Genomic DNA, 5,630 nt, shown 5'->3' with positions numbered 1-5,630 from the left:
CGGCGGGGCAGGGAAGCGGGCTCCGGAGTCAGCTCCGGGGCCCGCTCGACACGCTGCCTACCGGACGCCAATCGGGGACAGCGTGAGGGGCTCCGGCGGCGCGGTGTTCCGCACCGCCTGGACCAGCGCCTCGATGGTCTTCACGAGCACGGGCGCCACGTCCGGGTCCGCCGCAAGTGACACCTCGTCCGTCTTGCGGCCGGCCAGGGGCACCGTGAGCAGCCCTTCAATCACGTCGACGAAGGTGACGGTGCGCAGCACCTCCATCAGCTGCCCGTGCGCGTGCAGGGAGCGCGGCGAGGCGTTGATGAGCGCGGTGGGCCGCGAGGACATCTCCCCGCTGCCCACCAGCCAGTCCAGCGCGTTCTTCATCACGCCGGAGACGCCGTGCGCGTACTCCGGGCTGGAGATGAGCAGCGCGTCGGTGGCCCGGAGCGCCTCGCGCAACGCCAGCACGCCCGGGGGCGCGATGCCGTTGTCCAGGTCGTCGATGTCCGGGTTGAAGGGCGGGACGTCCCCCAGCGCGTCATAGAGCGTCATCTCCACGCCCGGCGGCGTCAGACGCAGGCAGGCCCTCAGCAACTGGGTGTTGGAGGAGACCTTCCGAAGGCTTCCTGAAATGGCGAGGATCTTCATGGCGTGCTCAGGCGGCCTCCTGCGGGCCGGCGGACGGGGAAGCCGCGGACCATGCCACGGGCAGTTGCTTCAGGCCATACAGGACCATCTCGTGGCGGAAGGCCAACTCCTCGACGGGCACGGCGACGCGCAGCGAGGGGATGCGCTCGAAGAGCGAACGGAAGACGATGGCCAGCTCCGCGCGCGCGAACGTCGCGCCAATGCAGCGGTGCAGTCCGTGTCCGAAGCCCACCTGGTGCCGGCAGTCGCGGCGGATGTCGAAGGCGTCCGCGTTGGGGAAGGCCTGCTCGTCGCGGTTGCCGGAGCTGAGCATGACGATGAGCCCCTCGCCCTCGCGGATGAGCTGGCCGCCCACCTCCACGTCGGCGGTGGCCGCGCGCGGCAGGCCCGCGTGGTTCACCGTGAGGTAGCGCACCAGCTCCTCCACCAGGCCGTCCGCCAGCGAGGGGTCGCGCAGGAAGTCCGCCAGCTGCTCCGGGTGCTGGAGCAGCGTGACGGTGCCCAGGCCAATCACCTGCGCCATGGTGTCGTAGCCGCCCAGCATCAGCAGCGCGGCGATGCCCACCAGCTCCGCGTGGGTGACCTGCTCGCTGCGCGTCTTGTCGGAGATGAGGCGGCCCAGGATGTCGTCCCCGGGGGCCTGCTCCTTCGTGCTCACCAGCCGGTCGAAGTAGCCCATCAGCTCGATGGCGGACGTCTCCGACTCCTTCGCCGTGCGGCTGCGGTCCAGCACGCCGTCGGTCCGGCTCTGCACGAAGCCCGCGTCCTCGAAGGGCACACCCAAGAGCTCGCAGATGACGGCGGACGCGGTGGGCAGGGCGAAGGCCTTGATGAGGTCCGCGGGCTGCGGCTCATGGAGGAGCGCGTCCACGCGGCGGTCCACGATGGCCTGCATCCGGGGGCGCAGGGATTCGATGTGCCGGGCCATGAACTCGCGCGTGACGAGCGCGCGCAGGCGCGTGTGGTCCGGCGCGTCCATCTGCATGAAGAAGCCCGGCGGAGGCGGCACGTCGCCCGTGACGTAGGACGGATAGCCGCGGGCCAGCGGGTTGGAGCTGAAGCGACGGTCGGTGAGGACGGCGCGGATGTCCTCATGGCGCGTCACCAGCCAGGCGGGGTCGCCTCGCGGCGTGACGACGCGGCTGATGGGTTGCTCCACGCGAAGGCGGCGGTATTCGGGAGGCGGATCGAAGGGACAGGTCCGTGCGGTGGGCAGCGGTGGAAGGGCGGTCATGTTGGGTTCCAGCGGGGGTGGCGGTGGAAGACGAACGCGGCGGGGCTCAGGCGGCGGCCGAGAGCACCTGGATCAGCGCCTGGGTGAGGCCGGCGATGGTCGGGTGGTCCCACATGAGCGTGGGGTCCAGCGACAGCCCCAGGTGGTCCTCCAGGTCTCCGGCCAGGGTGAGCGCGTAGACGGAGTCCAGGCCGTACTCGGCCAGCGGCACGTCGGCGCGGATTTCATCGGGCTCGCGCTGCACGTAGGCGGCGATCCGCGAGGACAGCCAGCCGCTGAGGGACTCCGCGGAAGGGATGGATGGCATGATCAGGGTTCCTTTCAATCAGGCCGGCGGTGGACGCCAGCCCGTCAGGGGTGAACGGCTCAGGTCGAAGGCGCGCACGTCCTCGTGGCGCGCCATCAGCTCGGTGAAGAGGCGGGTGCGGACGGTTTCCGGAAGCGGGCCCTGGGCCCGGCCCCGCCAGACGTCCAGCCGGTGGAGCGCGGCGAGGAGCCACGCCGGATCTCCCAGGAAGGGATCTCCCGACTGCTGCCGCCACACGTTGAAGCAGGCGCTCGCGGCCTGGAGCGAGATGGCCTGCGTCGTCAGCTCGTAGGACGCCGGGGAGGCGGTGACGGTCAGCTCGCGGGGCGGGAGCAGGGAGGCCGCGGTTCGCAGGGCATCCAGGTCCATCCCGTAGGCCTCCATGCGCTGGCGCACCTCGCGCAGCGGTCCGGACGCGGCGTCGCCCAGGGACTCCAGCCCGTCCCGCAGCGAGCCCATGAGCCCGTCCTGTCCACCGCCGCTGATGGCCAGGGACTCGAAGGGCAGGGCGGGCAGGGGCGCGTCCAGGCGGAACAGCTCCGCGGGGGCCGGGGTGGGCTTCGCCCAACCGCGCCGCGCGAGCAGCGGGAGCTGGGGCAGCAGCGTCATCTGTCCGGCGACGCGGGCCAGGTGTCCGAAGCCCACGGGTTGCAGGTCCCGCATCAGCTTCTGGAAGACGGCGGCGTCGCCCCCGCGCAGGTAGAAGCGGGCGCCCAGCACCGTGGACAGCCGGCCCATGGCGTCCATCAACACGCGTGGCACCAGGAACTTCACCGCGGCGGTCGTGACACTGGCCTCGCGCGGCAGCAGGTGCACGCCTCGCGCGGCCACGGTGGCGAAGGCGTCACACAGCAGCAGGTCCGCGAAGGTGTCCGCGAGCACCGAGCGCGTCTGGGGCAGGTCGGTGACGGCGCGCCCATACACCGTGCGGTCCAGCGACGCGCGGATCGTCGCGCGCAGGTCCGTGTCGACGATGCCCAGGAACATCCCGGGCAGCGCGACGCGGGTCACCTGGAAGGACTTGAGCGCCGTCTCCAGCCCCTGGCCCGGCGTGCCGAGGATGCCGTCCGAAGGCACGGGGCAGTCCTGGAACGTCACGCCACCCAGAGGCACGCCGCGCATGCCCACGGTGCGGAAGCGGGGCAGTTGCGTCACGCGCTCGCGGGGAAGCCGCGTCAGGTCCACCAGCACCTGCGAGTGGTTGCGGCTGCCGATGCCCGCCTGGGTGCGCGCGAAGAGGACCACCGCGTCCGCGCGGTGGATGTTGGAGATGACCTGCTTCGTGCCGTTCAGGCTCAGGCCGTCGCCGGAGGGAAGCGCCTCGAACTCCGCGTGCGCCAGGTCGTTGCCGTGCGCCAGCTCGTAGTAACCGCACGCGAGCTTGCGCTTGCGCAGGAGCAGGTCCGCCACCGTGCGCCGTTGCTCCGGCGTGCCCGCGGTCCACACGTTGACCGCGGCGATGAGCGAGCTGGCGCCGTAGCCCAGGCCCAGGCACGGGTCGCGGCGGAACACCGTGCGCATGATGCGGATCAACCGGTCCAACCCGGTGAGCCGGCCGCCCTCCGACACCGGCACGAACTCCGCGCTCAGGCCGAAGGTGTCCAGCAGCCGCTCTCCCGCGTCCAGCAGCTCCCCGCGCTCGTCCGCGGCGAGGACCTGGGAGAAGCCCACCGGTTGGGAGTCATCCCACGGGTCGCCGAGTTGCTGCTCCAGCGCCTCCTCGGAGTGGGGGTTCGTCATGGCGTGCCTTCCTGTCGCGCGGCGTCCAGCAGGGACACGAGGCCGGGCGCGTCCACCACGACCGCGGCCAGCCGGTCGAAGACGTCCGCCGCGTCCGGCACGGTCTGTACGCCCAGACGCGACAGCACGTTCACCAGACACGCCTCCAGCCAGAGCGCGTCATTCCAGAGCGGGCCAGTGGCCCGGTCCTGATGGTTCAGCCAGAGGTGCAGGCACGCCGCGCCCGCGAAGCAGGCCTCGTAGTGCTCGGCCAGGTGGAACGCCTCCGGAGGCACGTCGCGCGGGGAGGGCGGATGCGCGGCCATGCGCTCGTGGACGGCGGCGGTGGCGGCACCCAGGGCCCGCGCGAGGTACGCGATGTTCTTCGGAACGCCGCCGCCTTCGTTCAGGGCCTGGAGCCGCTGGATCGCGGCGGGCAGCCCCTGCACGACGCTGCACCCGCCCAGGGCTATCAGCGCCAGCCGAGACAGGTCGGGTTCAGGGAGCGGAGCGGTGAGCGTCGTCGCCGTCGCGAGCCCCTCCGCGTCGCGGCGCTCCTGGCGCCAGGCCCGGACCAGCACGGGGAACTGGTTGATGACCGCGTTGCGGTTGACCAGGGTGCTGCCGTCGAAGATGGCGATGATGCGGTGGTCACGCTCCAGCTTCTGGAACATGCCGTGCGCGTACACGTCGGAGAGGAACGAGCGCGCGCCCATCAGGTCCGCCAGCTGCGCGATCATGTCGTTGATGGCGGAGGGGACGAACGCCTTGGTGAGCGCGGAGGTGAGGCTCGCCTCGTTCGTGAGCGCGTGAAGGGAGCGGCTGCCCACGCACGTCACCGCCTCCGCGAGCAGCAGTTGCGTGGCGGCCTGGCCCAGAGGGCGGCGCGCCCGGGGCAGGTCCACCAGCCGGCGTTCATAGAGCTGGTGCGCCTTCGCGAAGTCCACCGTCAGGCGCAGCGCGTGGTCCGCGGCGCCCAGCGACATGGCGACCGCGACGGTGCGGGTCAGTTGCAGGGCCTTGAGCACCAGCTCGATGCCGCCGCCCTGACGGCCCACCAGCGCGGTGTCCGGCACGTCCGCGCCGGTGAAGGCGATGCCGCTGATGTCCGCGCCCCGGATGCCGTGGGTGCGCTCCTTGGGCAGGGAGTGGAAGGCGGTGGGCGGCAGGGTGCGCTTGTCCACCATGAACACGCTGAAGCCCCGGGGACCGCCCGCCGGGTCGGTGCGCGCGAGCACGCTCACCAGCTGGCCCCGGGTGGCGTTGTTGATGAGCCACTTCTCCCCGTGGAGCTTCCAGCCTCCGGCGATGTTGCGCGTGGCGGACAGCTCACCGGCCAGCAGGTCGCTGCCGTGGTGGCGCTCCGTCAGGCCCCAGGACACGCGCGCGCCGTTGAGCATCGCCGCGCCCAGGGCGGCGGCCTGCGATGCGTTGCCCTCCACCCAGGTGCAAGCGCCGCCGAGGAAGGTCTTCCCATGGCCGATGGCCGCGGTCAGGTCCCTGCGGGCCACCGTGCGCCAGAGCGCCACGAGGTCGGGGAAATGCGCGAGCCGTCCTCCGTGCTTCACGGGCACGTAGTGCGCCGACAGGCCGAAGTCGTCCAGGGCCGCGACGGCGGCTTCCGGGAAGGCTTCCTTGCGATCCATCTCCGCGACCTTCGCGGGCGCGAACGGGCCATCCCCCGTGTCCAGTTGCCGCAGCCGCGCGTCGAGCGCCGCGGCCGGTGAGGTCATG

5 protein-coding genes are annotated in these 5,630 nt (G+C 71.8%); all 5 read right to left on the bottom strand.

Translation table 11 applies throughout. The features are described 5' to 3' along the window. Positions 1-57 precede the first annotated feature (57 nt). The 5 genes from ACX114_RS21165 to ACX114_RS21145 are packed head-to-tail and all read right to left on the bottom strand — an operon-like array spanning position 58 to position 5,629. Positions 58-636: an NADPH-dependent FMN reductase gene (locus tag ACX114_RS21165; RefSeq protein WP_459287206.1), complete on the bottom strand. Its 579-nt coding sequence runs from the start codon at positions 634-636 to the stop codon at positions 58-60. Between the two features lie 7 nt (positions 637-643). Next, positions 644-1,870 (bottom strand): cytochrome P450, encoded by a 1,227-nt coding sequence (locus tag ACX114_RS21160; protein ID WP_459287204.1) that lies wholly within the window; start codon positions 1,868-1,870, stop codon positions 644-646. Positions 1,871-1,916: 46 nt separating this feature from the next. After that, a complete protein-coding gene (locus ACX114_RS21155) occupies positions 1,917-2,177 on the bottom strand; it encodes an acyl carrier protein (RefSeq protein WP_459287202.1) in 261 nt (86 codons plus the stop codon). Between the two features lie 18 nt (positions 2,178-2,195). Further along, a complete protein-coding gene (locus tag ACX114_RS21150; RefSeq protein ID WP_459287200.1) occupies positions 2,196-3,917 on the bottom strand; it encodes an acyl-CoA dehydrogenase in 1,722 nt (573 codons plus the stop codon). Continuing rightward, positions 3,914-5,629, bottom strand: a complete 1,716-nt coding sequence (locus tag ACX114_RS21145; protein ID WP_459287198.1) for an acyl-CoA dehydrogenase family protein — start codon at positions 5,627-5,629, stop codon at positions 3,914-3,916. The genes ACX114_RS21150 and ACX114_RS21145 overlap by 4 nt, the downstream gene beginning before the upstream one ends. Position 5,630: the final 1 nt, after the last annotated feature.

Source organism: Corallococcus sp. M7, from assembly GCF_054512695.1.
Note: the sequence above shows the minus strand (reverse complement) of the source record. Positions and strands in the feature narration are given on the sequence as shown.